Below are 24,982 nucleotides of genomic sequence, written 5' to 3'. Positions count from 1 at the left end.
GTCACACTGAACTAGATGGTATGGTGGGCGTCACACTTTAAGTAGTGATGAAAAGTCGTTTGGGGCGTCCATCACCCCCGCGCCCTGCAGTACCGCGTTATTTCCCAGCCTGTATCAGGAGCCCCCGTGACCTCACAGATCCCCGCTTCGTCACCCGCTGCCATCGAGGCCGCCGGGGTCAGCAAGCACTTCGGCGGTGTGCACGCGCTCGAGGACGTGAGCATCCGCATCGACTCCGGTACCTGTCACGCCATAGTCGGCGCGAATGGCGCCGGCAAATCCACACTGATGAAGGTGCTCGCCGGCCTCTATACCCCCGACGAGGGTCAGGTGCTGGTCTCCGGACAACTGCTGTCCGGGGGGACCGTAGCGTCCAAGGCCGCCGGCATCGCACTGGTCCATCAGGAACTGAGCCTGTGCCCGGACCTGACCGTCGCCGAGAACATCTGCGTCGGAACCACTCCCACCAAACACGGACTCGTCGACCGCAAAGCTATGCGCTCGATCGCCGCCGCACTGTGCGCGCGGCTGGGCGTGAACATCGACCCCGACACCCTCGTCGGTCAGCTGCCGGCGACCCTCCAGCAGTTCGTCGAGATCGCCAAGGCATTGCGCCTGGACCCGCAGATCCTCATCCTCGACGAGCCCACCGCCTCCCTGACACCCCAGGAGACCGACCAGCTGCTCGACCTGCTCGAGTCCCTGCGCGATCAGGGTGTGACCATCGTGTACATCTCGCACCGGCTGCGGGAGATCTTCAAACTGTGCAGCCGCGCTACCGTCCTCCGCGACGGCCGCCTGGTCGAGCACCTCGACCTCGCCGAGACCACCACCGACCGCCTGGTCGAGAGCATGGTCGGGCAGAAACTGCTCGACCAGGAACAACACGAGCGGGAAGAGAAGACGGACTCATTCGGTGAGGTGGTCCTGTCCGTCGACAACCTCTGCGCGCCTGGGGTGTTCGGCACCAGCCTCGAGGTCCGTGCCGGCGAAGTCCTCGGTCTCGGCGGACTGATGGGCTCAGGTCGCAGCGAACTGGTCCGGGCCATCCTCGGCCTCGAACCCCGCTCCCGCGGGTCGGTCACCCTCAGCTACGACGGCCACCGCCGCACCATCAGTTCCTACCGCTCCGCGGTCCGGTCCGGCGTCGCCTTCGTCCCGGAAGACCGCCGCACCGAAGGGGTACTGCTAGCCCGGTCGGTGCGCGAGAACCTGGTGCTACCCTCGCTGACCGCGCTGAGCCGGTTCGGACAGATCCGCACCAAGGCACTGAAAAAGATGGCCACCGGCCTCGCCGGCGAGGTCAACCTGCGCCCCGCCAACACCTCCGCCACCGTGAAACTGCTCAGCGGCGGCAACCAGCAGAAGGTCGCCTTCGGCCGGTGGCTACCGACCAATCCACGACTGTTCGTCCTGGACGAGCCCACCGCCGGCGTCGATGTCGGAGCCAAAGCCGAAATTCACGAACTAGTCCGCTCTTTGACCGCGAAGGGCACCGCCGTCATCGTCGTCTCCTCCGACCTCGAGGAACTGCTCTCGTTGTCGGACCGGATCGCGGTCCTGCGCGACGGCACGATCACCGGCGAACTGTCCGCCACCGAGGCCGACCAACAGGCCATCGTCCGGCTCGGCACCCATCACGACACCACGCACCAACGCAAGGAAGCCGCACATGTCTGACACCCAGATCGCGCCGGCAGGGCGGGTCGCACCTTACGTGCCGCCCCTGCGGCACACATTCGATGAGAACCCCACCGCAATCGTGGTCACCGGGGCGCTGATCGCACTACTGCTGTTCGCCGCGGTCGGACTCGACGGCTTCTGGTCCGCACAGAACCTCGGCACGCTGCTGCGTAACAGCGCCTTCCTCGGATTCGTCGCACTGGCAATGACGTTTGTGGTCGTCTCGGGCCTGATCATCGACCTGTCGGTGGTGCCGCAGATCGCCCTCGCCGCCATTGTCGTGATCGCGGTGAGCCCGCACGGCATCGCCGTGGCCGCACCGGCCGCGATCCTGGCGTGCCTGTCCTTCGCGATCATCAACGGCATCGGCGCCGGACTGATGCGCGGCAACGGAGTCATCGTCACCCTGGCCACCGCCACCGCCGGCATGGGCGTGCTCAACTACATCACCGGCGGCGCCCAGTACTCCGGAAACACCACGCTGTTGTCGTGGATCGGCAACGCCTCCGTCGCCGGCATTCCGGTGGTGTTCCTGATTTTCGCCGTCGTGGCCGTGCTCGCCCACAACCTGCTCTCCGCCACCAGCTTCGGGTACTCGCTGCGGGCCACCGGCACCAACCGCGGTGCCGCCCGGATCGCCGGACTGAACACCACCCGCACCCTCACCCTCACCCTCGCCGTCTCCTCGCTCGGGGCGGCCGCGGCGGGCATGGCGCTGGCCGGCTACAGCTCGAGTGCAGTCTCGACGATGTCCGCCGGCTACGACTTCAACGCCCTCGCCGCCGTCGTCATCGGTGGCACCAGCCTCTTCGGCGGCCGCGGATCGATCCTGGGCACCGTCCTCGGTGTCGCGTTCGTCCAGGTACTGCTCAGTGTCCTGTCCCTGGCCGGGTTGCCGTTCCAATGGCAACAGTTCGTGCAGGGCTTCATCATCGTCGCGACCCTCGCGGCGGACGCCATCCTGCGCCGACGTGGAGGTCTCAAGTGAACGGCCACACTCTTCTGACCCAGTTCAAGAGCTGGACCGCATTCCGGGCGGTGATCCTGCTGGCCCTGGTCGTCGTGGTGCTGCTGGCAGTCCAGCCGACCGCACTCGGCTCCTACGGCATCGCCCTGTCCCGCATCGTCGACGTCTGGCTGGTGGCGATCGCGCTGGTCCCGGTCCTCGTCCTCGGCGAGATCGACCTCAGCGTCGGATCGACCATGGCCGTCACCGCGGCCGTCGCCGCGCAGGCCTCCGGCAACCTCGCCGTCTCGATTCCCCTCGCGCTGATCACCGGTGCGGTGGTGGGACTGATCAACGGTCTCCTGGTCGTCAAGGTCGGCATCAACTCCTTCATCACCACCCTCGGCATGCTGATCACCCTGCAGGGTCTCGCCCTGGCGATCACCGACGGCGCCCCGGTGCCACTGCAGGACTCCACCCGGGCCCTGGAATTCAGCGTCCCGCTGATCGGGCAGATCACCCCGGACATCGTCATCGCCGTCGCCGCGACCGCCGCCCTGTGGTTCTTCATGACCAAGATGCGTACCGGCCGCGAGCTCTACATCATCGGCGGCAACGCCGAAGCCGCGGCGTCGGGCGGTATCTCCATCGACACCCGCAAGATTCTCGCCTTCACCATCTGCAGCTGCGTCGCCGGCCTCGCCGGTGTCGTCGACACCCTCAACCTGGTCGCCGCCTCACCCACCCTGGGATCGACGGTGATGCTGCTGGCAATCGCGGCCGCCGTCGTCGGGGGCGCCAGCCTGTCCGGTGGCCGCGCCAGCGTGATCGGCGCCGTCATCGGGGCGATCGCGCTCGGTGGCATCAGCATCGGCCTGCAGATGAGCGGGCTGGACTCGAGCGTCGAGAGCATCGCCATCGGCGCGATCCTGTTCGCCGCGATCGTCTTGACCAAGGAGGGCGTGCGGGCCCTGCGGCTCCCATCGCTGGTCGGTCCCCTCACGGGCGCATCCTCAGACCCCACAGCCGTCGCAGCAGGAAAGGCACGATGATGGCGCACAAGAGTTCTCTGTTCCGGCGAGCCGCACTCGCGATCGCCGTCTGCGTGGCCACCGTGCTGGCCGGCACCGCGTGCGGCGCTCCCGGCGCGGCCACCGACAACGAGGACTGGCCCACGATCGCCTTCCTCGTGCCGATGGACCGCAACCACGAGTACGGGCGCAACTACGTTTCGTCCCTGCGGAAGGCAGCCGAAGAACACCACGTCAACGCGTTCGTGATGAACTCGAACTACGACGCTTCGGTGCAGGCGTCGCAGATGAAGATTGCGATCGCCAAGAAGGTCGACGGCATAGTCATCTGGCCCGCGCTCTACGGCGCCGAACAGCCGATGCTGATCCAGGCCCAGCGGGCCGGAATTCCGGTCAACATCAGCAACTCCCAGCCCCCCGAGGGCCTCGACGCCAGCCTGTACCACGCGTTCACCGGACCGAACGACCAACGTATCGGCGAACTCCAGGGCAAGGAACTCGCGAAGCTGCTCGGCGGCAAGGGAACCTACGTCTACATCGGCGGCACCCCCGGCAACGCGGCAGCGATCAACCGTCAGATCGGACTCGAACGCGAGATGGCCAACCACCCCGACATGAAGCTCCTCGGCTCCCAGCCGGGCAACTTCGACAAGAACCAGGCCCAGACCGCAGCGAGCGCACTGATCAGCCGCTTCGGCAACCAGATCGACGCCCTCGTCACCCCGGACGACATCATGGCCTCCGGCGCCGCCCAAGCCCTCGACGCCGCAGGGATGGCCGGACAAGTCAAACTCCTCGGCCACAACTACGCCCCGGTCGCCCGGACCCTGCTCGAGAACGGATCCATGTCGACGACACTGTTCCAATCCCCGTGCTGGGACTCCACCCACGCCCTGACCACCATGATGGACGTCCTCGCCGGCAAAGACGTGCCGCCGGTCCTTTACATGCCGCTGCCGGTGGTCACCAAGGACAACCTCGACGAGTTCACCCCCAACGGCTGCCTGCCCGCGGGGTACTCCGAACTCGCCCGCAACTAACACCCACGCCCGAAAGGAATCACGATGGAAACCGGACTAGGGGACAAGGTCGTCGTCATCACCGGCGCCGGCTCCGGAATCGGAGCCGCATCCGCACGGGCTTTCGCCGCGGAAAACGCCCGCCTCGCCCTGCTCGACCGCGACCGGCACGGCCTCGACATCCTCGCCAAGGCACTCGAGCAGGTCACCGAGGTGCACTACGCCGTCGCCGATCTGAGCACCGAGGCCGGGGTGACCGGAGGTCTCGACGAGGTCCTCGCCCCTTACGACGGCCGGGTGGACGTGTTGTTCAACAACGTCGGCGCCGGCAGCCTGGGAACCATCGACAGCCTCACCGACACCGACTGGGTCTCCACCCTCGAACTGAACTTCCTCAGCCAGGTCCGCGCCGCCACCTACGTGCTGCCGACCATGCGGGCCGCCGGACGCGGTGTCATCGTCAACAACGCCTCGGACCTGGGGCGTCAGCCGATCGCCGCCGGACCGGACTACGCCGCGTCGAAGGCGGCCATCCTGTCGTTCACCAGTTCGCTGGCCATCAGCGAGGGCCCGATCGTGCGAGTCAACGCGGTCGCACCCGGCCCCATCCTCTCGCCGATGTGGCTGATGGAGGGTGGCCTCGCCGACACCTTCGCCGCCGTCCACGGCGTGCACCGCGACGAATCTATCGACGTCGAGATGAAACATCGCGGACTTCCTTTGCAACGCATAGGAACTCCCGAGGAAGTGGCCAACGTGGTTGTCTTCCTCGCCTCCGACCTCGCCTCGTACGTCACCTCCTCGGTGTACGGCGTCGACGGCGGTTCCTTCCGCGCCATCACCTGACCGCCCGCCCCACCCGGAGCGGCTGTCGATCACTGGCACGGTTCGGATCCATCGGAAGTGAGCCGAAGCGTTCGCTGAAGGGCAGCCTTGTGGTCGTGTGGTATCGCCCGACGAGACCGCACGTCCTGCGCCACAAGCAGATTCCGGTCACGGCCGAATTGACTGATGGTCAGGCGCGGCGCGAGGAACCACTTTTCGTATCCAATCTGGCTGCGCGGTAGGGGCGCCCAGGGCGGGAAGCCGCGGACTGACCCCAGTGCGCCTCGACGACCACCCGATCGGGTAGTTAGCGGGTATACCACGAAAGGGGAGCCTGCTATCCGGTTGGGGGAGTGATCCGTTAATGGGGGTGCTCGGACAGTGATGGATGCGTGTGGAGGCCGGATCCCTGCTGCGCGGTGATGGGATAGAACCTCGGGCTGAGGCCGGCTTCAGACGCTGGCTACGCAGTGAGATCGATGATGATTTTGCCTGGTTGGCCGTTGGAGAACGAGTCCACGAAGGCGGCTGGCAGCTGTTCGAATCCGGGCAATACTGATTGCACGGCCTCCAACTGTCCGGAACTGATGACTTCGCCGAGCGTGGCTTCAACCTCTGCTGCTCGATCCATGTAGTCGAGCACGATGAATCCTTGTGTGAGGACTCGCTTGGTGAGAAGCTGTCCGAAATTGCTTGGTCCGGCGGGTCGCTCGGTCAAGTTGTAGCCGTCGATCAGGCCACACAACGCGATGTGTGCGTGGTTGTTGAGTCGGGTGATCGATGCGTCGAACATCGGGCCTCCGGAGTTTTCGAAGAGGCGGTCGATGCCGTCCGGTGTTGCCGCCTCGAGCTGGCCCTTCCAGTCAGGGGCCTTGCGATCGATGACGGCGGCGGCGCCGAGTCGGGCGACCATCGAGCACTTCTCGGCGCCTCCTGCGATGCCGACAACATGTGCGCCCGCCTGCTTCGCGAGCTGGACGGCCACGCTTCCGACTGCGCCCGAGGCGCCGGAGATCAAGACGGTGTGCCCTGGTTCCGGCCGCAGGATGTCGCATACTCCGGCCCACGCGGTCAGGCCCGTCATCCCGAGGATTCCGAGGTAGTGCTCCAAGGGAACGTCCTCCCGTGGTGTGATTCGGTCCCAGTCAGTACCGGGCGAGCTGATGATCTGGCGCCGTTGCCAGCCGACGAAGCCACGCACAATGTCGCCCACGGTGAAGTTGCTGTTGCGTGAGGCGGTCACGCGTGCCAGACCGAAAGCGCGCACTGGCTCTCCGATCGCGACTGGCGGAAGATAACTCGGTCGGTCGTCGAGCCAGCCCCTGATGGCCGGATCGATCGAGATGAAGAGGGTCTCGAGTGCGACGTCGCCGGCCTCGAGTTCGGGCAGGACGACGTCCTCCACACGGAAGTCCTCCACGCTCACGTGCCCGTGGGGGCGCTGCGCCAGGACGATCTGTTGTGATGAATTCACGGTGTGCTTCTCCTTCGTCACCACCGACGGTAGATGTCATGACAAGGCGAAACTTGGCCCGATGCGCACGGAATTCGACGAGCACGCACAGCGCGCATTTCAATGCCGGATGCGTGTGCGCCTGATGAAAGCAGATGCGCGCAAACAACCAAGACGTGACGTCCGTCACTTCGTAGGGTCGGTGAGAAGTGGGCTGCGTGCCGAGGAGCCCACCTGGAAGATCCGGAGTCAACGCAATGAATGACACACGCACCGACCGACCTCTCGAGATTGCGGTCACGATCGATGACTTCGTCCTGTGGGACGGCGTTCCCATGCCGGACGAGACCACTCCCACCGACATCACGCGGTCTGTGGCGAAAACGCTGAACGACTACGGACTTGCGGGAACCTACGGCTTCTCTCATACCTACCGGCTCGAGAACGAGCCAGAGCAAATCGAGGCCTTCGAGGCGTGGGCCGAAGCGGGCCATCACCTGGGCAACCACACTCACCAGCATGCTCCACTGCGCTGGATGCCCGATGCGGCATTCCGATGCGATTTCGAGACGGCCGAGAAGTACATCGGTCATCTGATCGACGCCGCACCGTCGAAGTACTTCCGGTACCCCATGGACATGTCATCAGGATCGGAACGACGTCGAGGGGAAGTCGAGACGTACATCGCAGATCTCGGCTACCGCACTGCCCCGATCACGAGTTGGTTCAGTGATTTCGCGTTCATCATGCCGTACTTTCGCGCGATGACCCTTGGCGACAAGGACGTGCAGAAGCAGGTCCGCGACCTGCATGTGTCGACCGCGGTTGACATGCTCTACAAGCACGCGGACACCGCGCGTACCTTGTTCGGTGCCGACGCCCCTCTCATCTGGCTCGTACACGGCACCCCGATCTCTCGTGACACCCTCGCTCCAATCCTCGAGGCCTTCCTCGAGCGTGGCGTCGAATTTGTCACCCTCGATGAGGCGATGAAGCATCCGGTGAACTTCGGGAAGCCGCCGTGTAATGAGAGCTTCACCAACCAGCTTCAGAGGTTCGCGCTTGCTGCGCGCGTGCCGAAACCTGAACTCGACGTCGAGCGGCTGGCCGAGATCCTGAACCTTGCGCCCATTCCTGGTCTCGACACGATGGCGACCTACGAAGAGCGCATGTTCAAGCCGCTGGCGAAGCGGGTGGGAGCGAAGTACGACTGGGATTGGTCCTGAGTCGGCATTCCACATTCACAAACGTCATTATCTGAAAGCAGGATCATGCTCAACCTGGCCACCATGCTTGCCGACACTGCTCGACGCACTCCCAGCAGAACCGCTGTCATCGAAGGTGACCGCACCCTTACCTTCGGTGAGATCGATGCGGCTGCGAACAGTGTGGCCCATTTTCTTCTCTCACGGGGGTTGCGTCCAGGCGACCGCGTCGCCTTGACGATTGCGAATGTTGTCGAGTTTCCGATCGTCTACTTCGGCATCCTCAAGGCCGGTGGAGCCGTCGTGCCGCTCAACACGATGCTCAAGCGGGAGGAGGTTGCCTATCACCTCCGTGACTCGGGCGCGACGGCATACTTCTGTACCGTGCCGGGGCCCGACGACGAGGCGTGGCGCGGGTTCCAGGACGTCGAATCCTGCGAGTATCTGGTCACCCTTGGTTCCGCGTTGCCCGATGAGCCAGACGTGGGAACAACCCTGGCGAAAGTATTGGCCGAACACCCCGCGAAAGACGTCCTGCAAGTGACCGAGGCAACGGACACGGCGGTAGTCCTGTACACGAGCGGGACGACCGGCCAGCCGAAGGGCGCGGAGCTCACCCACGCCAACTTGGTCCTCAACGCCATAGGGCATAACCAACTGCTCGACGCCCGAGCCGACGACGTGCATCTGGTCACTCTTCCGCTCTTTCACTCGTTCGCGCAGACCGTACAGCTGAACGCCGGTTTCGCAATGGGTGCCACCCTGGTCCTGCTGCCACGATTCGACGCAGCTCAGGCTCTGGCATTGATGACACAGCACCGGGTAACGGTCTTCGCCGGTGTTCCGACGATGTACTGGGCGCTGCTCAACAAGGCCGCTGACGGAATAGACGTCGATCTGGCCGGTCTCCTGCGAATCGCGCTTTCGGGCGCAGCTGCCATGCCCGTCGATGTGCTGGAGCGATTCAGGGATGTCTTCGGTGTCGGGATCCGGGAGGGCTACGGACTCTCCGAAACCAGTCCGACCGTCACGTTCAACCCACTCGACCAACCGAACCGGTCGGGGTCGATCGGCACACCGATCTGGGGAGTAGAGGTCAAGCTCATCGACGATCAGTGGAACGAGGCTCCCGCCGGTGAGCCAGGAGAACTCGCGATACGTGGATACAACGTGATGAAGGGATACCTGGGGCAACCCGAGGCGACACAGGAGGTGATCCGAGACGGCTGGTTCCGCACGGGCGATATCGCAACGCGAGACGAGGACGGCTACTACTTCATCGTCGATCGCGCCAAGGACTTGATCGTGCGGGGAGGCTTCAACGTCTATCCGCGCGAACTCGAGGAAGTGATCATCGGCCACCCAGAGGTCAGCCTCGTGGCCGTCGTCGGAATCCCCGACGAGCGAATCGGTGAGGAAGTGAAAGCCTTCGTCATCCGCGAGCACGGATCGGAGTTGAAGGAAGAAGATCTGATCGGCTGGTCACGGGAACGGTTGGCGGCTTACAAGTACCCGCGCCTGGTCGAGTTCAGGGAGACCTTACCGATGAACGCGACAGGAAAGCTCCTCAAGCGGGCTCTGCGATGATCAAGCCGTTGGCGTGGGCGCCAGCGCGCGCTAGCGTCGACTCTGGCACGAGTCGCAGTTTCTGCATACCGGTGTGAGTAGGTGTTGTGGCCTTGTATTCCGTCGATACGTTGCGTAGCAACGAGCACGACCAGCGCGAGCGCGGTGATTGGTGGCGCGATCAAGTCTCTTCGATCCACTGTCCGATGGCCTTCTCCCTCGCAGACAACTACCAGGGAACCCTTCAGCATCAACATTCGGACACGTACCAGCTAATTCGCTGGTGGGGCGAAGCGGAGGTCCTCTCCCGCACGGCATCCGACATCCGTCGACATCCACACGGCGCCTACGAACTGCTCATACCGGTCCAGGGTGAAGTAATCCTCGAGCAGGATCGTCGTGAGGCCACGATCACACCGGCGGTCATGGCCCTCACGTCGCTGGACACCGCGACCGTTCTGCGCCACGGTGATGGCTTCTCCTCTGTCGCATTCGTGATTCCACGTGACCGGATCGAGGCGCGGGTGCCGACATTGCCTCACCCCGGCACCGTCCTCGATGCAACATCGGGACTGGGACGCATCGTTGTCGACGTGGTCAGTAGTTTGCGCAGGGAGCGGCACCAGCTCACCGGCGGTCAATTCGACGCGATCGCCGACCGAATCGTCGATCTCGTGGCACTCGCCTACAACGCAGACACGGCCGGCCCCTCCGTCGACGTTCAGGACGAGTTGGTCACCGCCATCCGGCGCTTTGTCCGAGAGAATGCGCACGACCCGAACCTCACAGGCGCCGTGGTCGCGACGCGCCTGGGCTGGTCGCTCCGTCACGTGCAGGCCCAATTGCAGCGGATCGGGACAACACCGTCGGACCTCATCAGACAGGAGCGTCTGGCGTTGGCCCGGTTGCGTCTTCAGGACCGTGGCTGGAGCCACCAGAGCGTTTCTCAGGTCGCATACTCCTCAGGATTCGGCGACCTCAGCACCTTCAGTAATGCGTACCGGCGGGCCTTCGGTGAGCGCCCGTCCGACACACGTTCTGCAGCATCCGAACACGACTGAATCAGCAGACCCGTGGGTCGGCTCGAGCGTGAGGATCGGGCCCGCCCGCCGGGTCAGCTCATGGGTTTGCTGCGCGCGGTGCAAGCGGAGTGCGTTGCCCCCCAATAGATAACGTCAATGCGTTCCTAGCGTAGATAGCATGAATAGTGCCACGACGTACGAAGTGCGACCGGAATTCGACTCCCTCTTCTCTGTCGCCGGGACGACCGCCGTCGTAACCGGTGGCTCACGAGGGATCGGCTCCATGATCGCCCGCGGCCTGGCACTGGGCGGTGCCCACGTTGTCATCACCAGCCGAAAGGAGGAACAGTGTCGCGCGACGGCCGAAACTATCAATGCCGAGGCAGACGCTGCGGGAACGGCAGGACGCTGCACCCCCGTCGCCGGTGACCTGTCATCTGTAGACGGGGTGGCCGGTCTGGTCGACTGGCTCGGCGAGCACCTGCGAGCATCGACATCCTGGTGAACAATGCCGGGGCTACCTGGGGTGCGCCGCTTGAAGAATTTCCCCTCGTCGGTTGGACGAAGGTACTCAACACCAACCTTGTCGCTCCGTTCTACCTCATCACGGGAACGCTTCCGCTTCTGCGCAATGCGGCACGGCCCGACCGGCCCGCTCGGGTCATCAACATCGGCAGCGTGGATGCCTGGGCTACGCCGAGCTGGGAGAACTACTCATACAGCGCGAGTAAAGCGGGGCTGCACATGCTCACCCGCCATTTGGCCAAGCAATTGGCGTCCGACGGCATCACCGTCAACGCGATTGCCCCTGGCCCGATCCTGACGGACATGCTCGGACACATCGCGGCGGATCCAGAGGTCGAGTCCGGGCTCCTCGGGCGCGTCCCGCTCGGCCGCTACGGAGAAACCGACGATCTGATCGGCACGGTCCGGTTCCTGGCCTCCCGTGCCGGCTCTTACCTCACCGGCAGCATCATTCCGCTCGACGGCGGGATCTCCGGCTGCGCCGGCTGAATGAGAACCACCATCTGCTCCTTCTTCCACAGCAATCACCGATTCGAGGAACACCCCCTGCCTGAAGCTGTCATCGGCGCCTCCGCCGGTTTACCGATCGGGAGAGCGATCAAGGGCTCATTGAAGGACATTCTGCCCGATGGTTTCACCGTCCAGATGATTGGAATCACTCCACTTACGCGCATCGTCAGCACCGGGGTCACCGGCTTGTAGCCCCGAGATCATGAAGATGTCGCCTTCCCCGGCGCGAAAGGCTTTGCCGGACGTGTACATCCGAAGCTTGCACCGAGACCTTCTCAGCGCCAACGTCAACGATGGGGCCATCGCAGAAGACGAAAACCGGGACAACCCCCGCGGGGGTGAGACCCCGAAACTATGTGCGTAGGCAGAGGACGGGGCATGGCCCTGACCCTCGACTCGCTCTCCTGACCCGAAGTCACACCGATCTAATCCCCGGAAGGAACCCCATTTCGTGAACGCATCACCTCATCCCGAACGCCGCCGCACCGCCATCGTCACCGGCGCCGCCGGGGGAATCGGCGCCGCCGTCGCACAGCGGCTCGCAGCAGACGGCCACGCTGTCGCCGTCCTCGACCTGGAGGAGGCCGCCGCCCAGAACGTGGTCGACACGATCACCCAGGCCGGAGGCACCGCACTCGCCGTCGGCGCAGACGTCTCCAACGCAACCGCCGTCGAAAAAGCAGTGGATAAGATCACTACGGAGCTCGGAGCACCGGTCGTTCTGGTCAACAACGCCGGCATCACCCGCGACAATCTTCTGTTCAAAATGTCGGCCACCGACTGGGATAGCGTCATGAACGTCCACCTACGTGGCTCGTTCCTGATGACGAGAGAGGTCCAGGGACACATGACTCAGGGTGGTTTCGGACGAATTATCAACCTCTCGAGCGTGTCGGCGCTCGGAAACCGCGGTCAAGCAAACTACGCCGCAGCCAAGGCCGGGCTGCAAGGTTTCACCAAGACCCTCGCCCTCGAACTCGGCAGATTCGGCGTTACCGCCAACGCCGTTGCTCCCGGTTTCATCGAGACCGAGATGACAGCCGCAACAGCAGCGCGAATGGGAATGAAATTCGACGAATTCAAGAAGAGGGCGGCCGCTGACATCCCCGTCGCCCGAGTTGGGATCCCCGACGACATCGCACACGCGATCTCATTCCTTGCGAGCGAGGGAGCCGGATTCGTCTCCGGGCAGGTTCTCTACGTCGCTGGAGGCCCTCAGGTATGAAGACACTCAAAGGGATCGACGGACTGCACGCCGTGGCGAACACCCGGATCGGCCACTCGTCATGGCACACCCTCACCCAGGAGAAAATCGACGCATTCGCTGACGCAACGGGTGACCGCCAGTGGATCCACGTCGACCCCTCACGGGCTGCTGACGGACCGTTCGGCGCCACCATCGCCCACGGACATCTGCTGACCTCGATGATCCCGATGCTGGTATGGGAGGTCTACGCCGTCGACGGCATGCGAATGGGCATCAACTACGGGTCGAACAAGGTGCGATTCCCAGCGCCCGCACCCGTCGGCTCACGAATTCGGGCTGCGGTTGACATAGCAAACGTTGAAACCGTTCCCTCGGGCGTCAAAGTTGTCACGGTCGTCACTATCGAACTCGAGAATGCCGACAAGCCGGTTTGTATAGCTGAGATCGTCAGCATTTACGTCGCGAATTAACGTCGCAAGATCGCAACCTGTGCATCCGCAGTGTCCCGACTCTTGCCCACGCGCGCTAGACAGACCGCCTTGTTCTATCGTCCCTCGGCACTGTGTTCGGATGATCCGGGGGACGGTCATCACCCGCGGTGAAAACCGCACTCCGTAGTCGGAGAGGCGGCCAGGAACGGGCGCATCTCGAGCCATTCGTGGATCGATTTCCCATCCGCGCCCGGTGCCGCGGACAGCTCGCCGGCCAGTTCGAGCGCCCGCTCGTGGATCTCGACGTCGATCACCATCCAGCCGGCAATCAGGTCCTTGGTCTCCGCGAACGGACCGTCGGTCACCGGCGGACGCCCCTCGCCGTCGTACCGGACGAACGTACCTTCCGGTGACAGTGCCTGACTGTCAACGTATTCGCCGGTGCTTTCGAGCCGGGCGGCGAACTCGTTCATGTACTGCACGTGGACCGAAACCTCCTCTGGCGTCCATTGATCCATCGGCACGTCGTTGACCGATGCGGGCGCGCCTCGGTAGTGCTTGAGGAGCAGGTACTTGGCCATCGTCTTCTCCTCGGTGTGGTGTACGGCCCATTGTGGCCGCATTGCACCCCTGGGACGGAGCTGCGCGCGGGTGATGGTGCCGTCGCAGCGGCCGCCGCGGGTGTAGTTGTGCCGGCGGGCTGCGGATTCGCCGGCCCGCACACCCCACAGCTCACCAGGTCCAGCAATGAGTGGGCTCGTCGGGCGGGTTCGGTAATCAGCACCTCATGCAAGTCGACGGCCGCGCCGACAGGGGCGGAGTGGTCGCACAGGCCGGAGTCGGCGAGGACCTGCAAGTAGTGGGGGGTCGGTTGGGGATGCGGGTGCCCGAGAACCGCTGTTCGACATTGGTGACCGCGATCGGTTCGAGCAGAGCCATTTCCATATTCCGTTCGCGGCAGCGACGTATTCGGAAAGTGGTCTGTGTATGCACTACCGCTCCGTGAGAATCTCAAGGGCTTAAACAGGACTACTTATGACCTAGTCCGAATTGTCGCTTACCGCCGTAAGGCCGGTGGTGGAACGGGGCGAGAACAGAGGTGGTGACGTGCGGTGAACATCAGGTTTTGTGAGCGCGTAGTTCCGGACTTCGTGTGCTGCGGTCCTGTTGCGCTACAGCCGAGCTTGCTCCGGACTACTCGCCGGTAGAAATTCTCGTGTGGGATCCGTGGTTTTTCTCGGGTACGCTCTCGTGATCCCGAGCCGGAAGGACCACACGTGAACGACTCATATCTCGTCATCGGCGAAACCACCGTGGCCCGACGGGTCTGTGCCTCCCTCCGCGAGAGGGACTTTCACGTACGCCATCTCGTTGCCCCGGACGACGACGAACTTCGCGTGGCGATGGCGGACGAGCCTTGCGGTATGGCCGTACTGGTGCGCGACGATGTCGTCGCGCTGCGTTACGCGCTGGCCGCGGCGCACATCTCGGCGTCGATCCCGTTGGTGGTGACTATCTTCGACCGCACGGTCGCGGACCAGCTGTCCCAGCTGCTTCCGCAGTGCGAGGTGACGTCCCCGGCCGACCTCGCCGCACCCACGCTCGCCGGACCCTGCCTAGAATCCGAACTCGTCGCTGCCCGGCATGCGGGCGAGCACATGCTGACGGTCCGCATGATCGACGGCCACCCAGAGGGCGCGCACGTCGACCTGCCCCGGCGGAGCTGGTGGCGCACCGCGGCGACCGGCGCGACCGGACTGTTGCGGTCGCACGACATCGGCACGCGCATTCTGCTCGGTGGGCTCGCCGGACTTCTCGCGGTCCTGTTCGCTGACTGGCTGTGGCTGATGCTCGGTCAGCACGTGGCACCGCTCGACGCGTTCAACGAGGCGGTGCGCGTGGTGACCACCGTGGGCCCGGGAACCGATACCCACGGCAGCCCCGCTTACGCTGTGTTCTCCTCGGTGGCGATGCTCTTCACCGTCGTCTTCACGGCCATGTTCACCGCCGGGATCATCGAGCGCCTGCTCGGCCCCCGGCTGGTTGGCCTGGTGGGCAGCCGCGTCCTGCCCCGCTCCGGCCACGTCATCGTCGTGGGCCTGGGCCAGGTCGGGCTCCGGCTCTGCCGGGAACTCCAGGCTCTCGGTGTCGCGGTGGTGGGCGTCGAACGCGACCCTCACGCCAGGAACCTGCGGCTCGTGCGGTCGATGAACATTCCGACCGTCGTCGGGCACGGCGGCGACCGTGAACTCCTCGAGCGACTGGGCGTGCGCCGCGCGCTGGCCCTGGCCGCCGTCGGCTCCGACGACCTGGACAACATCGCCGTATCCGTGGCCGCGCAAGCTCTGTCACCCGGACTGCGGCTGGTCCTGCGAGCCGGTGAGCAGGAGGCGATCGCCGAGACACGGTCGTTGCTGCGGCTCGGCATCATCCGCGACGTCACCAGCCTGAGCGCCACCTACGTGGTGGCCAAGCTGATCGGTCTGCAACCGCAGGGGGTCGTGGCCAACGGCAGCCGCCTCTACCTGGAGGTGCCGACGGCGGAATCGCCCGAACCCATATTCACCGAGCTGCCCGTGTCACCGCGGATGAGTTGCCGGCACCTTGTCACTGCCTAACGACTAGCGCGTCCGCTCGAAACCGCCGGTTCGCTCGAATCCATGATCCGAAATCTTCTGGCAGGGCCTGCAAGTCGGGAACGCGTCGTCGCGGCTGCCGTCGGTCGGTCGAGCGGCCCGGTTCGTGGCGCGTGAGATGAATGCGGAATGGTCGGCGGTCGGGTTCATCAATTACGGGGTCTGGTGGAGTGCGGTTCGTGTTCCTTTATCGGGAGCCGGACTGCCGGGACTGAGACACGGAAGGCATCGCGAGGCCCCGCCAGAGGCGTTCTGCCACAAACCTCTCCCGGCTCATCGTGCGCGCCGACACTCATTGCAGCAGGTTCTCGTACGCGCGGCGGTCGATGAGAGCGCCACCGAAGGCCGCGGCGACGAGCCACCAGGTCCGCCGGCGTACCAGCGTGCCACCCACTACCGACAGCTGGATTTGGCCCACCTGATGGTGAGCGGGAAAGTGGGCAGTGGGGAGTCCGGAATTGTGGACCGAAACCGCGGTACGCGATTCCGGTCCACACCAGCGGTGCTACCGGACGAAGTCGCGGACCTGACCGTAGATCGTGGCGTTCTCGAGTATTCCGTTGTGGGTGAGGCATCCTGTCTGAGTGTTGGTCGCACCGGCGAGGGACACGCTGGAGTCGGGGTTGATCACCGTGTCGCAGGGCGACCACCACGTTCCGTAGGCGGGCGCACCGGGCGTCTCGTCTCCGGAATTGAGACTCGTCAGATACGCCGAGCCGATCCGCATTTCGGTGCAGGAAGCGGTAAAGCAGCCGTTCGAGGTGTCGGTGCCGTGGTTGGGGCCCGCAAGGGAGATCCAGTCGTCGATCTTGGTGGCCCCGTTGAGGTTCGTGGCGTAATACCGGGTGGATAATCCGCCCATCGAGTGCGTGACGACATCCACCTTGGCGGCGCCGGTGATGCGGAGAATGTCGTCGACCTTCGCCTCCACCTGTGCGGCGGTCGTGACATTGGATTGATTGGAGTTGTACGACCAGTTGTAGAGCTCGGCGTCGGTCCATCCGTCTGCCTTGAATGCCGCGATCATGGTGTTCCACTGCGAAGAGCTGCCCTGCCATCCATGCACGAAGAGGATGGGATCGTGCCCGGTCGCGTGAGCGGGCGCCAAGGGTGCGATCAGCAACGACACCGCGGCCAGGCCGACGGCGGCGAACAGACGCGAGAGTAGAACACGAGGCATGTAGGTCTCCACTTGTAAGAAACTGATAAGGACTGGTGATGTTAACCACCGGTAACTTAGCCGCTGGCGTAGGAGCGGGGAGCGTTTTGGCCACACTCGTTCATGGGGTCCCGGCAGGGTGAATGTAACCCTGCGACAACAGATACCACCTTTCATACCAAGGACGACTTCCTCGCTCGAGGGCGCGAACATCTTGGCGACGGCGGGTTCCATCTCGCATTGAGCGGTCGAGACATCGCGGCTTTGCGACCAGTCCGGCCAGCAGCTCAGCTAGCTCGGCGACGCTTGGTCCCATCCCATCGGACCGTTATGTGCGATGTGAGAAGTAGATGGATCGGAGCGTGGTGGCGGTCTGGGGGTCGCAGTCCGGCTTTGAGAGGGCATCGGCAAGAACCTCGAGGTATCGCGCCGCTGTCATGCCGTATCGGACGAAAATCTCTTCCGTGGGCACCTTTCCGTAGGGTGCCCATGCCTGTGCAAAACGTATGAGATCAACGCTTTCTTCTGGTAACTGACGGTGTCGCGCTCGACGCAGTTCCTCGGACATTCGAGCGCGGCGCTGGCGGCGGTAGGCGCTCAGCTGGTCGGTGAGGGAATCTGAGGACATGGACGTGTGGTTTCCGGTGAGAGTGTTGCTCGGTGCTCGCTCCGCTCAACTGCAGATTGTCGGTCGTGAGGCGTCCAACTTGTGCTGGCAGAGTGCAATGATGTGTTGCCGGTCCGATGGATCCAGGCGTGGGCACGGGGGCGTCAGAAGGAGTGTGAGGAGTCTCCGGTAGTACATCGTTGGCTGCAGTCCGAACTCCGGCAAGATGTACTCGTCGAAGTCGGGGAAATTGTCGTTGATGGCAACTATCGGTGCCCACCGTAGGGCGAATGCGACGAGTCGGTGATCGTCACTGGTGCTGTGTCCGGGCATAGAACCTGGGACGTGTGCTGGCCCATTCACTGCAGGTCCGACGAGAGAAATCCGCCTTCGAGGCTGTGACGGACGGCGGCGAGGTAGCCGGCGGCGTCGGCGCCGTCGACGATGCGATGGTCGTATGACAGTGAGAGGTACGCCATCGACCGGACGCTGATCTGGAGTGCGCCGCCCTCGCCGCGCGTGGGGACGACGCGTTCGACGACGGTTCCAATGCCGAGGATGGCCGACTGCGGCTGGTTGATGATCGGGGTATCGAACAGGGCTCCGCGGCTGCCGGTGTTGGTGATGGTGAACGTGCCGCCGGAGAGGTCGTCGGGCCGGATCGTCCCGTCCCGCACGCTGTCCGCGACGACGGCGATTGCATTCGCGAGTTCAGGAATTCGCAATGCTCCTGCGTCGCGGATGACGGGAACCATCAGTCCCTTGTCGCTGTCGACGGCCATGCCCAGGTGCACCGCCCCGTGGTAGGTCACCTCGGTGCAGTCGACGTTCAGGGACGAATTGATCACCGGATGCTCGGCGAGCGCTTCGACGGCGGCGATGACGAAGAACGGCAGAAAAGACAGCTTCACCCCGGTGCGGCGCAGAAACGCATCTTTCTCCCGAAGACGCAGACGTGCGATGCCGGTGACGTCTACTTCGACGATCGTGGTCAATTGCGCTGATGTCTGCAGGGATTGAGCATGCGCTTTGCGATGGTTCGCCGAATGCGGGGCAGCTTCTCCACCCGGTCTACTGCGGAAGGTGGTGAAGCTGGACGGGGAGCCGGGTTCGAGAGGGATGTGGGTGCAGGGCCCTCTGGAGCGGCAGCGGGCGCCGGCGTGTCCTGGGGATCGCTGCACTGTGGGCCGAGGATGGCCATTGCCGCCCCGACCTCGACGACAGTGTCTTCCGGGGCGACAATTTCGAGGAGGGTGCCGGCGGCAGGGGAGGGGACCTCGGTGTCGACTTTGTCGGTGGCCACCTCGAGCAGCGGCTCTCCCGCCTCGACTCGGTCCCCTCGGGCCTTGAGCCAGCGGGTGATCGTGGCTTCGGTGACGTTCTCACCGAGCGACGGCAACACCACGGTGGTGCCTGTCTGTGTCGTGGTCATTCGTCATGTCTCTCTGGGTCAGTCGGTGAGGTCGAGGGCGGCGCGGACGATGTTGTCGGTGTCGATGCCGTGGTAGCGGTAGACGTCGTCGAGGGAGCCGACCTGCCCGAACTTGCTGACGCCGAGCGCCGCGCCGGGGACGTTGTTGATCCCGGTCAGGAATGCGAGGGTGTGCGGGTGGCCGTCGAGGACGGTTACCATCGGTGCCGCCCGGTCGGCGGGGAACACTTGGTCCAGGATCCACGACGGGCCGTCGGCGAGTCCGCGGCGCGCCTGCACCGCCTCGAACAACAGTCCCGGACTGGTGACGCACACGACGTCGGCGGTGATGCCCTGATCGGCTAATCGGTCTGCGGCGGTGAGGGTTTCGGTGATGACGGCGCCCATCCCGACCAGGGTGACGGCCGGACTGCCGGTGTGGCGGAGGGTGTAGGCGCCGGCGACGACCTGACGGCGACGGCGTTCCCGGGCCGCCGGATCGGAGGGGACGGCGGCGAGAGTCTGATCGACGGGGCGGGTCGAGAGTCGCAGATACGACGAGGAGCCGTCGGGGCGGCCCAGGCGAGAGATGCTGTCGAGCAGGGTCCACTCCACGTCGATCGCGAAGGCTGGTTCGTAACTCACGCAGCCGGGTTGTTCGAGTCCGATCGAGGGGGTCTTGATCGACTGATGGGCGCCACCCTCCGCGGCGAGGGTCACCCCAGAAGGGGTGCCGACCAGGATCGACTGCCCGCCCGCGTAGATCCCGTACGACCACGGCTCGAGCGCCCGCTCGACGAACGGGTCGTACATCACCCCGATCGGGAACAGCGGCTGACCCCACCGACTCCATGTGGCGCCGAGCTCACCCATCAACCCGACCAGGTTGGTTTCCGCGATCCCCAGTTCCATGTGCTGTCCGGTCGGCTTTTCCCGCCAGTGCATGATCGTCTCGGCGTCGTCGTCGAACCAATTGCGGCGTTCGTTCGGTGACCACACCCCCACCTTGTTCAACCACCCGGCCAGGTTCGTGGTCGAGGAGACGTCGGGGCTGACCGTCACCACCCGCTTCGCCGCCTCCGGTGCCTCCCGGGACAGATCGAGCAGCGCCCGGCCCAATGCGGCCTGTGTCGTCGAGATCCCGGACGGGGTGCGGCCGATGTCGGCCGGCACCGCAGGCGGGGTTGCGAGCTTGGTGGGGTCACGCTGAAGCCATTCGGCGGAGGCGGCGCAGACGCGGCCGGCGGTGCTGTCCGGGGCGAACCGCGCCCACGGATTGTTCGGGTCCATCCCCAACTCCGTGGCCAATTCTTCGTACTGTTCCACCGTGAGGAGCGAGGAGTGGTTCTGCGGATGCCCCTGCGTCGGCAGACCGCGGCCCTTGATCGTGTAGGCGATGATCACCGTCGGGCGGGTGTCGTCGATCTGCCCGTACGCCGCGCGCAGGGCGTCCAGGTCGTGACCACCGAGATTGCGAATGGCATGCAGGACGGTGTCGTCGTCAAGACCGGCGATCAGGGCGGCGATCTCCATCGCGTTCGGGCCGCCGCCGGGCAGCCGGTCCCGCACCTGCTCGGCCGTACAGCGCAGCAGCCGCTGGTACTCGGGATTGGGCATGTCCAGGATTCGGGTGCGCAGCGCCGACCCACCGGGTCGGCTGAACAGTGATTCGAGCAGGGTCCCGAATTTCACGGTGAGCACCTGCCAGCCGGCGGCAGCAAACATCGCTTCGAGCCGGCCGGCGGCGATGTTGGGCACCACCCGGTCCAGGGACTGCCGGTTCAGGTCGACGATCCACACGATCTCCCCGAGTTCGGCGACGGAGGTGTCGAGGATCGCCTCCCACACCGCACCCTCATCTAACTCCGCGTCCCCGACTAGCGAATACTGCCTGCCCGTCCCGGCGCCGCCGAGATGGGTGTCGACGAAGCGGCGGGCGATGGCACCCCATATCGGCGCCGTCGCCCCGATCCCGACCGACCCGGTCGAATAGTCCACTGGATCAGGATCTTTCGACCTGCTCGGGTACGACTGCAGCCCACCGAACTCCCGCAACGTCGTTAGATACTTCTCGTCCAGCTCGCCGAGCAGGTAGTTGATGCCGTGCAGCACCGGGGAGGCGTGCGGCTTGACCGACACCCGATCACCGGGACGGAGCTGCTCGAACCAGAGCGAGGTCATAATGGTCACGATCGACGCACACGACGCCTGGTGACCACCGACCTTCAGCCCCGTGGGGTTGGGGCGAACCCGGTTGGCGTGGTGGATCATCGCGGTCGACAGCCACAACACGCGTTGCTCGATCTCCACGAGCGCCTCGGGGGTCGGGGAGGGAGCGGTGTTGATGCCGGTGTCGACTGTGTTCGTGCCCTGCATGAGATTGCGTCCTTACCTATGAATTCGTGGGACCGACTGAACTGCGGCCAGCTCAGGTCGTGAGCGGTCGGTCGGTGATGTCAGCAGGCGGCTCTGGTGAGAGTCCGACGCCGCCAGTGGCGGTCGGTGAATCCGCCTGCTGAGGAGGAAGTCCCGTGTGCAGAACTCGCCTATAGTTCAGCATCGGCAGGTACTTTGTGCAACACCCATCGCAAGACTTCAGCATTGTGCGCACCGGTGCGCCTACAACCTCGCTGGGGGGTAGCACAATGCCCAATCGCGGCCACCATTTTCGGCGATCTCCGCGCCGCGGCGACGTGATCGCTGTGCTCTCCGATAGACGCCGGAAGTGTTCTGGCGCAGGTATTCTGCGAATCAGTCACACTGCAAACGCGGGTCGGACCGAGAAATAGCCTTTCGGCACCGGCCATGCCCCGGTGTGGTGGCGGGCGCCACCGCCAGTGCAACAGCTCGACAGTTCTCAGCCGTTGATCATGTTGTGCCGTGAACTCCACTCCGCGTCACGCAGTTCGTTCTTGCGAATCTTTCCTGTTGACGTTCTGGGAAGGTCGTCGACGAACTCGACCGATCTGGGTGCCTTGTATGACGCGATTCGCGACTTCACGTGTGCGATGACCTCAGCCTCGTCGATGTGCGCTCCATTGCCAGTCATCACGAACGCTTTCGGCCGTTCGCCCCACTTGTCGTCAGGTACCCCCACGACGGCGGCTTCGAGTATCGCCGGATGCGACAGAATTGCCTGCTCTACCTCGATCGTCGAAATATTCTCTCCCCCGGAGATCACCACGTCCTTCGCACGGTCGAGAAGTTGCACGTATCCGTCGGGATGCATGACGCCCAGGTCACCTGAGTGGAACCAGCCACCCTCGGTTGCCTTCCGCGTCCCGTCCTCGTCGTCGTAATAGCCTTTCATCACGGTATTGCCGCGCATGACGATCTCGCCCATCTCTGTGCCGTCTGCGGCCACGTCGGTCAACTCGCCCGCCGGTGAAAGTCCGGGACGCACAACCCGCAGCCGCTCGGCAGTGATCATGCCGACACCCTGGCGCGCCATGAGTTTCGCGTGGTCCTCGACATCCACCTCGTCCCACTCGGGCTTGGGTTCACAGACCGAGTAGGGTCCGTAGGTTTCAGTGAGGCCGTAGATGTGCACTATCGATGCGCCCAGAGCGCGGATCCCGGCGATGATGGTGGGGCTGGGCGGTGCACCTCCACTGCTGATGGTTAACGGTGTCGTGAGGGGATGGGCCTGCTCAGCGTTGGCCAGGAGGGTCAGAACTGTCGGTGCTCCGTTGAGGTGGGTAATCTGGTGCTCGTCGATCAACGACCACATGCTGTCGGCGCGCACCGCCCGGTAGCAGACGTGTGTCCCGAGCGCCGCGGTGACCGCCCAGGTCGTGCACCATCCGTTGCAATGGAACATCGGCAGAGTCCACAGATATTTGGTGGTCTTATCGAAGCCTGCATGTAAGATTTCGCCGAGCGAGTTGAGGTAGGCGCCGCGATGGGAGTACATGACTCCTTTAGGGCGGCCCGTGGTGCCGGATGTGTAGTTGATTGCCAGCGTACGGTTTTCGTCGTCAATCTCCCAGCGTAGATCATCGCCCTGGCCGCGTGTCACCAGTGAGTCATAGCTGTGAAGTTCGTTAGATCCGGTGAAAAGACCTTCCACCGTCGGTAGTTCGATCCACTCGTCGACGGTGGAGAAATCGAGTCCGGCGTGGAGCAGCGGCTTCAGTAGCTCGATCTCACCGAAGAGCAGGTGCACACCAGAATGCCCGCAGATGTATTCGATCTCGGCCGCTGACAAGCGTGTGTTGATCGCAACGAGTACTCCGCGCGCGAGCGGGACGGCGTAATGGGCGATGAGCAGCTCGGCGGAGTTGGTGGCCAGATATGCGACGCGTTCGCCATCCGTGATACCGGAAGCCCGGAGCGCTTTCGCGAGGGCCTGTACTGAGGCACCGAATTCACGGTAGGTCCATCGACGCTCGCCGTCGATGATTGCGATTTTGTCGGGCATGACCTCGACTGCACGTTCGAGGAAGCGAATGGGTGTCAAAGGAACGTCGAGACCGGTCACAGATCCTCCAGTTGAGGCAGCGCTTCATCCGAAGCGCTGGGCGGGTCGGGTTGCGAGTTGGAGGTACCGACTACGTCGGTACCTCCAGGGCGGAAGTGGGGTTTCAACGGCGTCAAGTTCGCGCCCACGGTTTCGGTCCCCCTGCCCCGGTTGGAGGCAGTCAGAGCGAGGCGGCGGTCTTGTAGGCCGGATTGCGGACAGTCGGCGTCAGGTCGAGCGCGCGGGCCGATGTCGGGTGCTGATCACCCGGCCATCCGGACACGATGACCGTGGTGAATCCAAGGTGGGTGAGGATGGAACTGATGGATCCCTGTGCGAGTTCGTGTCCCTGAACCGTGTACTGGTTGGCGGGCCGCGGGTTCGACCGCAAGTAGACGATGATCCCGCCTTCTGCGGCGATTCGGGTACGACGGGTTTCGAACTCCCGTCGGCACCCGCAGTCGGGTGCGAGTGGATCGCGGTGCGAACATTCGAAGACGATGTACACCGTCGGAGCTGCCGCAGGCGTTGTCGAACCGAGGAAGGCCGTGTGGTGGGCGCCGGTCAATTCGTCGTCGAAGTCGACTACGCGCAGGCACCTGTCAGGAACGTCCACAATACGTGTGGCCGTCTGGCGAACCCGCCCAACGTGGCCGTCGCCGTGGTGTAGGCGGTAGTGCACCACATCCTGGACCTGCACCACTGGAACGCCGTGTACCTGGGCGAAAGCCGCGAGTTCCGTGCCCTGCAGCAGGGTTCCGTCGTCACCCAGCAACGTGGCCGTCAGCGCTACCGGCGAAAGTCCGGCGATTTCGCACAGGTCGACCGCCGCTTCCGCACTGTTTCGGCGCTCGAGCACTCCACGTGAAGCCGTTCTCAACGGCAGGACGTGTCCCGGCCGCGTCAGATCCACTGGGCGGGTCTGCGGGCTGGCGAGCACCCGAGCGGTCCGCGACCGGTCTGTCGCGCTGATACCGGTTCCGACGCCGGCAACGGCGTCGACCCCTACACCGAAGGCCGGAGTTGTCGTGCTGGAGCCGTTGCCCCTCACCATCGCGGGCAGTTCCAGCTCGTCTGCCCGGGTCGAACGCATCGCCGCACACAACAGCCCGGAGGTGTATCGAACTGCCCAGGCGGTCCACCGTGGGCTGGCTAGGGCGGCGGGAATCAGCACATCGGCGACCTCCTGATCGTCCGCTCCGCTGACGATCAGTGCCGGCCTTCCGGTGGTCAACGCGTTTGTCGCGGATTCGATTCTCTTTTTCACGTCACAGACGTCGGTCATCA

19 protein-coding genes and 2 pseudogenes are annotated in these 24,982 nt (G+C 64.3%); 13 read left to right on the top strand and 8 right to left on the bottom strand.

Annotated features, from left to right (window positions below; genetic code table 11):
• Positions 1 to 126 precede the first annotated feature (126 nt).
• Genes L1080_RS11360 through L1080_RS11340 form a run of 5 tightly spaced genes read left to right on the top strand, consistent with a single transcriptional unit; the run spans position 127 to position 5,525 of the window.
• Positions 127 to 1,680: a sugar ABC transporter ATP-binding protein gene (locus L1080_RS11360; RefSeq protein WP_250768306.1), complete on the top strand. Its 1,554-nt coding sequence runs from the start codon at positions 127 to 129 to the stop codon at positions 1,678 to 1,680.
• The gene (locus L1080_RS11355; protein ID WP_250768303.1) at positions 1,673 to 2,671 is read left to right on the top strand and encodes an ABC transporter permease; all 999 of its coding nucleotides are present in this window, start codon (positions 1,673 to 1,675) and stop codon (positions 2,669 to 2,671) included. The genes L1080_RS11360 and L1080_RS11355 overlap by 8 nt, the downstream gene beginning before the upstream one ends.
• Positions 2,668 to 3,681, top strand: coding sequence for an ABC transporter permease (locus L1080_RS11350; protein ID WP_250768300.1), 1,014 nt, complete (start codon positions 2,668 to 2,670; stop codon positions 3,679 to 3,681). Before L1080_RS11355 ends, L1080_RS11350 begins: the two co-directional genes overlap by 4 nt.
• Positions 3,678 to 4,700, top strand: a complete 1,023-nt coding sequence (locus tag L1080_RS11345) for a sugar ABC transporter substrate-binding protein (protein WP_250768297.1) — start codon at positions 3,678 to 3,680, stop codon at positions 4,698 to 4,700. The genes L1080_RS11350 and L1080_RS11345 overlap by 4 nt, the downstream gene beginning before the upstream one ends.
• Positions 4,701 to 4,724: 24 nt before the next feature.
• A complete protein-coding gene (locus L1080_RS11340; RefSeq protein ID WP_250768294.1) occupies positions 4,725 to 5,525 on the top strand; it encodes an SDR family NAD(P)-dependent oxidoreductase in 801 nt (266 codons plus the stop codon).
• A gap of 442 nt (positions 5,526 to 5,967) precedes the next feature.
• Here the strand turns inward: L1080_RS11340 and L1080_RS11335 are convergent, their stop codons facing one another.
• Positions 5,968 to 6,978: an NADP-dependent oxidoreductase gene (locus tag L1080_RS11335; protein WP_250768290.1), complete on the bottom strand. Its 1,011-nt coding sequence runs from the start codon at positions 6,976 to 6,978 to the stop codon at positions 5,968 to 5,970.
• Between the two features lie 236 nt (positions 6,979 to 7,214).
• Between L1080_RS11335 and L1080_RS11330 the strand changes: the two genes are divergently transcribed.
• The 7 genes and pseudogenes from L1080_RS11330 (at position 7,215) to L1080_RS11300 (ending at position 13,462) form a co-directional block, all read left to right on the top strand.
• Positions 7,215 to 8,183, top strand: a complete 969-nt coding sequence (locus L1080_RS11330) for a polysaccharide deacetylase family protein (protein ID WP_250768287.1) — start codon at positions 7,215 to 7,217, stop codon at positions 8,181 to 8,183.
• Positions 8,184 to 8,228: 45 nt separating this feature from the next.
• Positions 8,229 to 9,749, top strand: coding sequence for a long-chain-fatty-acid--CoA ligase (locus tag L1080_RS11325; RefSeq protein ID WP_250768284.1), 1,521 nt, complete (start codon positions 8,229 to 8,231; stop codon positions 9,747 to 9,749).
• Positions 9,750 to 9,835: 86 nt separating this feature from the next.
• Positions 9,836 to 10,789 (top strand): helix-turn-helix transcriptional regulator, encoded by a 954-nt coding sequence (locus L1080_RS11320; RefSeq protein ID WP_268962601.1) that lies wholly within the window; start codon positions 9,836 to 9,838, stop codon positions 10,787 to 10,789.
• 244 nt (positions 10,790 to 11,033) lie between these two features.
• Positions 11,034 to 11,764, top strand: a pseudogene (locus tag L1080_RS11315) (SDR family oxidoreductase).
• Complete coding sequence (locus L1080_RS11310) at positions 11,765 to 11,977, top strand: hypothetical protein (RefSeq protein WP_250768629.1); 213 nt, start codon at positions 11,765 to 11,767, stop codon at positions 11,975 to 11,977.
• Between the two features lie 259 nt (positions 11,978 to 12,236).
• Positions 12,237 to 13,010 carry a 3-oxoacyl-ACP reductase FabG gene (gene fabG, locus L1080_RS11305; protein ID WP_159922205.1) on the top strand — a complete coding sequence of 258 codons (774 nt, stop codon included), beginning with the start codon at positions 12,237 to 12,239 and terminating at the stop codon, positions 13,008 to 13,010.
• The gene (locus tag L1080_RS11300; RefSeq protein WP_250768281.1) at positions 13,007 to 13,462 is read left to right on the top strand and encodes a MaoC family dehydratase; all 456 of its coding nucleotides are present in this window, start codon (positions 13,007 to 13,009) and stop codon (positions 13,460 to 13,462) included. Before fabG ends, L1080_RS11300 begins: the two co-directional genes overlap by 4 nt.
• A gap of 119 nt (positions 13,463 to 13,581) precedes the next feature.
• Here the strand turns inward: L1080_RS11300 and L1080_RS11295 are convergent, their stop codons facing one another.
• Positions 13,582 to 14,004, bottom strand: a complete 423-nt coding sequence (locus tag L1080_RS11295; RefSeq protein WP_250768614.1) for a YciI family protein — start codon at positions 14,002 to 14,004, stop codon at positions 13,582 to 13,584.
• A gap of 696 nt (positions 14,005 to 14,700) precedes the next feature.
• Here L1080_RS11295 and L1080_RS11290 point away from each other — a divergent pair.
• Positions 14,701 to 16,041, top strand: a complete 1,341-nt coding sequence (locus L1080_RS11290) for a potassium channel family protein (protein WP_250768278.1) — start codon at positions 14,701 to 14,703, stop codon at positions 16,039 to 16,041.
• Between the two features lie 310 nt (positions 16,042 to 16,351).
• Here the strand turns inward: L1080_RS11290 and L1080_RS11285 are convergent, their stop codons facing one another.
• From L1080_RS11285 to L1080_RS11260, 6 genes and pseudogenes are all read right to left on the bottom strand, one after another.
• Positions 16,352 to 16,477 (bottom strand): hypothetical protein, encoded by a 126-nt coding sequence (locus L1080_RS11285; RefSeq protein ID WP_284707578.1) that lies wholly within the window; start codon positions 16,475 to 16,477, stop codon positions 16,352 to 16,354.
• Between the two features lie 87 nt (positions 16,478 to 16,564).
• Positions 16,565 to 17,239 carry an esterase/lipase family protein gene (locus L1080_RS11280; protein WP_250768275.1) on the bottom strand — a complete coding sequence of 225 codons (675 nt, stop codon included), beginning with the start codon at positions 17,237 to 17,239 and terminating at the stop codon, positions 16,565 to 16,567.
• 945 nt (positions 17,240 to 18,184) lie between these two features.
• Positions 18,185 to 19,257: pseudogene (locus tag L1080_RS11275) on the bottom strand (2-oxo acid dehydrogenase subunit E2).
• A gap of 18 nt (positions 19,258 to 19,275) precedes the next feature.
• Positions 19,276 to 21,612: a transketolase-like TK C-terminal-containing protein gene (locus tag L1080_RS11270; RefSeq protein WP_250768272.1), complete on the bottom strand. Its 2,337-nt coding sequence runs from the start codon at positions 21,610 to 21,612 to the stop codon at positions 19,276 to 19,278.
• Positions 21,613 to 22,093: 481 nt separating this feature from the next.
• Positions 22,094 to 23,716, bottom strand: a complete 1,623-nt coding sequence (locus L1080_RS11265) for an AMP-binding protein (RefSeq protein WP_308202115.1) — start codon at positions 23,714 to 23,716, stop codon at positions 22,094 to 22,096.
• A gap of 160 nt (positions 23,717 to 23,876) precedes the next feature.
• On the bottom strand, positions 23,877 to 24,980 hold the full coding sequence (locus tag L1080_RS11260; protein WP_250768267.1) for a 3,4-dihydroxy-2-butanone-4-phosphate synthase: 1,104 nt from the start codon (positions 24,978 to 24,980) through the stop codon (positions 23,877 to 23,879).
• Between the last annotated feature and the right edge of the window lie 2 nt (positions 24,981 to 24,982).

It is taken from the genome of Rhodococcus sp. MSC1_016, from assembly GCF_023667485.2.
Lineage (GTDB): Bacteria > Actinomycetota > Actinomycetes > Mycobacteriales > Mycobacteriaceae > Rhodococcus_F > Rhodococcus_F oxybenzonivorans.
Note: the sequence above shows the minus strand (reverse complement) of the source record. Positions and strands in the feature narration are given on the sequence as shown.